The organism is Ochrobactrum sp. CGA5 (assembly GCF_006345815.1).
Taxonomy (GTDB): domain Bacteria; phylum Pseudomonadota; class Alphaproteobacteria; order Rhizobiales; family Rhizobiaceae; genus Brucella.
On the sequence record NZ_VCIG01000012.1, the window covers coordinates 1 to 3,548 of the forward strand.

The window sequence follows — 3,548 nt, forward strand, 5'->3', positions numbered from 1 at the left end:
TGCGAAAATGAATAAAATAGCGCAGGGTGTTGACTAGAAATAGACAAAACCCGGGGGCGAAAATGAATAAAAATCCACAAAAACCGACACCCGCGCCGATCCACGAACAGCCAATTTACGACCGGAATCCAAGCGTGCCGGTGGCGGGGCAGATCACAAAACAGCGGCGGGCGCAGATCGGAAATGAGCGCAGCGGCATGGTCATAGACGAAGGCAGCGGCGAAATCCTCGGCCATGGCGGGGCCATGATCTACAAATTCGAGGAGGTCGATAAGGAACGCTTTGTGAAGCTGTATCTGGACGGGCTGAAAAGCGCGGTCGGAATGAGCAAGGCCGGTATGGCGGTTTTCGAGATGGTTTACGACCAAGTGCGGGAAAACAAAGAGCGCGATTATGTCCTGCTTGGCAGCAGAACGGCGGGCATGTCGCAACCGCAATTCAGCCGGGGGCTGCGCGAACTGCTCGACCGGCAATTTCTCTACAGGTCAGCGGTCGCGGGCATGTTTTGGGTGAACATCAAATTCATGTTCAACGGCAACCGACTGGCCTTCGTGAAGGCGTACCAGATCAAGGGAACGGGCCAGCAGCTAGACCTTCTGGCCGGAATCGACGAATCAGCAGAGGATACCAGTAACCATACACCGACACAGGGGGAGTGAATGACGGTAAGCAGCGCGGCGATCAGCCCAAAACAAGCGGCGGAATTGGTGGGGCGGTCGAAAGGGGCCATCATCAAGGCCATCCGAGAAGGCCGCATTTCCGGGCAAAAAGACGAAAACGGGGAATGGCGGGTAGAGCCAGCCGAACTCCTGCGCGTTTACAAACCCGCGAACACCGACACGGCTACCGACACACCCACGGTGAACGATACGACACACCCAAGTTTACAGGCGGCGGAACGGGAAATTGAGGTGCTGCGCGGGGTGGTGGACGATCTGCGGCGGCGGCTCGATCAGGAGGGCGAGGAACGGCGGCAACTGACCGCCCGGCTGCTGACCGATCAGCGGGTGCAGGATGCCCGCCGCTCGATCTGGGCGAAGCTGCTAGGCCGCTAACGCCGCCCGTCTGTCGGCCCCTTGATCTCGCGCCCCTTGTCCTGCGACTGCTCGCGGAACGCTTCCTTGAACTGTTCCACCCTCTCGGCCCGGTCGCGCTTCACGGTTTCATTGCCGCCAATCGCCGCCCCGTCCATGCGCGTTTTTTCGTGCAGGGCCATAGCGACAATCTGGCTCCATGCCTTGCGCTGTTTTTTCGGCTCGGCATCACGCAGGGCTTTCAAGTCCTCGTGCGCTAGTGCCGTTCGCGCTTCGATCTGCACGATACGCTGCTGGTGATCGGCCCATGTCTGCGCCTTCGCTGCCTTGGCCGGATTATGTTTTGCGGTCGCGGCCTGAACCTTCGCCCGGTCGGCCTTCAGCTTTTCCTTCAGGGCGGCGCGGTCGTGTTGGGTGATATGATCGAACGCGGCCCGCCGTGCGTCCGGGTCGCGGATATACGTCCGCATCGTCATGCCGCCGATACCGCGCTTGCGGTTCTCGGTGATGATCGAAAGGACATTGCGGGCGACACCAGCAAGGGTTTTTTCGTTGGCGTAGAAGCGGCGATATCGCGCCTTGGTCTGTGCATCCAGTCGGTCGCGCTGTTGTGCGGCGCGGGTCTTGTAGGCCGTCCATTGCGCTGTGCGTAACAGGCCGGGGAAGAAGTCGCGGACCTTGCCGCTAACGCCTGAATGCATGTTGTCGATCGCTTCCCGGTCGGCTTTCAATTTCTCCCAGGACTCGGCCTTCTCGCGTTTAGCCTGGTTGTGGATCTCCTTCTCCGCAAACCGTCCGATTTTTCGCCATGCGGCGCGGTCGGATTCAAGCTGCTTGTCGATTGCGGCCGCAATCGCTGGCGTCACCGGCAGATTGTCGCGCTCGATGATCGCAAGGGCCTTTTCAGCACGGTAATTCGGCTTTGCGGGCTTCGGCGCCTTCGCGGGCGGGGTGCGGTCGCGCTTCTTCGGGTCGGCTTCTTTCGCCGCCCAATCCCGGACGCGCTCGATCTTCTCGGCCCGGTCGGGGCAGAGCGTCAGGCCCCGCGATTGGTCCCAGTCGTGACAGAAGGCTTGCAGCTTAATCTGGTCGTTCATCGGGTTCCAGCGCGTCCCGTCAATGCTGCTGACCTTGTTGACGATAACGTGCCAATCCGGCCAGTCCGGGCGGTCGGGTTCAACGTGTTTGACGATCAGGATTTGATGGCCTTCGGGAAGGTCGAGGGCTTTGAGCGCAGCCATGATGCCGTCGATCATTTCCGCGTCGGTAAGCAACGCGGCGGCGTGTTCCGCATCACGGAAGCTGCAATGCCAGACGGGCGAAGTCGTCGCTTTGCGGCCACGGGTGGAAATCCCCGCGGCCTTCTTCAGCTCGTCGGCCCGGTCGGCAATATCCTGCATGGCGGCGGCAACGGCGGCAGGGTCGCGGGGGTCGAGGCCGTCAAGGTTGAAACCGATGGCGGTCGCGGCGCGGTGCTGGAGAATGGCCGGGTCGATCAATCCGGCGGTGACGGCTTCGCGGGTCTTGGCGGATTCCGGTGCGAGGACGTAGCCGACAGTTTCGGAGAAACCGCCGCCCTTCTCTGCATCGAACTGCCCGACATTCGGAACCATCTTTCCTTGCCTTTCACCGCCCCTTGTGGGCGGGCCAGCGTTTTTTCCGTAGGAATAAACATAGCTGGCTACCCTTCGCTTCGCTCATCGTAGCCCCAAGATTAAGATTATGGTAACTCTTTCGGTGTGAAAATCCGGTTAATTTCCGGCCCGGTCGTTCAGGCATTTTTCAGCGGAATCCGGTGCTATATCGTACGATAGAAAACGGGTGTTTTCCGCTAGAAGTGGCGCACTTCTCACGCAACGGAGAGAGCGTTTAAACGCCTTCCCCCGTGATTGCGTGGGTTGACAGGTCGTGCGCACGATATGACCCGTCAAAAATTATGGCTACTTCCTGAGCCGGGTTCGCTTTTGCAATCGCTGTAAAGGCCGTTTTTTTCGCCGCTGGTGGCCGCTAGTCGCTTTTCCCCCTGCCCAGCCCCTTAAAACCATCAAACGCGCTCCACGGTCGATTTCTGGCACTGCCGGAGCCATGCCGTAGGGAACGCGCCCCAATAGCGCCGTAGTGACCGAAGGCAGGGCGGGAAACCCATGCGATCATCTGCCTGCTTTTCCTTGTTCTTTCAGGTGACAGTTACCCACCCCCGCCCTCCCTACGGCGCTATTGGGGCGCGCTCGGGCGGGCGTGGATAACTGTCGCTTTTTATAGACTCTAAGAAGGGCGGGAACTGTAACCCCCTGAAATTGCTAAAAACCGCTATTCAGATTCCGAATAGGATTATTCAACTTTGGATTATTATTATTCACTTTTACCTTGCGAAAATGAATAAAATAGCGCAGGGTGTTGACTAGAAATAGACAAAACCCGGGGGCGAAAATGAATAAAAATCCACAAAAACCGACACCCGCGCCGATCCACGAACAGCCAATTTACGACCGGAATCCAAGCGTGCCGGTGGCG

General features: G+C 58.9%; 3 protein-coding genes. 2 read left to right on the forward strand and 1 reads right to left on the reverse strand.

Annotation, left to right across the window (positions count from 1 at the left end):
• Positions 1-62 precede the first annotated feature (62 nt).
• Positions 63-659: a hypothetical protein gene (locus tag FJQ48_RS11020; RefSeq protein WP_139975164.1), complete on the forward strand. Its 597-nt coding sequence runs from the start codon at positions 63-65 to the stop codon at positions 657-659.
• A complete protein-coding gene (locus FJQ48_RS11025) occupies positions 660-1,055 on the forward strand; it encodes a hypothetical protein (protein ID WP_139975165.1) in 396 nt (131 codons plus the stop codon).
• Here the strand turns inward: FJQ48_RS11025 and FJQ48_RS11030 are convergent.
• Positions 1,052-2,647: a hypothetical protein gene (locus tag FJQ48_RS11030; RefSeq protein WP_139975166.1), complete on the reverse strand. Its 1,596-nt coding sequence runs from the start codon at positions 2,645-2,647 to the stop codon at positions 1,052-1,054. The two genes, FJQ48_RS11025 and FJQ48_RS11030, sit on opposite strands and share 4 nt — an antisense overlap.
• Positions 2,648-3,548 lie beyond the last annotated feature (901 nt).

Coding starts and splice junctions, on each gene's coding strand:
- FJQ48_RS11020 (WP_139975164.1), top strand. CDS start 63: ATGAATAAAAATCCACAAAAACCGACACCCGCGCCGATCCACGAACAG.
- FJQ48_RS11025 (WP_139975165.1), top strand. CDS start 660: ATGACGGTAAGCAGCGCGGCGATCAGCCCAAAACAAGCGGCGGAATTG.
- FJQ48_RS11030 (WP_139975166.1), bottom strand. CDS start 2,647: ATGGTTCCGAATGTCGGGCAGTTCGATGCAGAGAAGGGCGGCGGTTTC.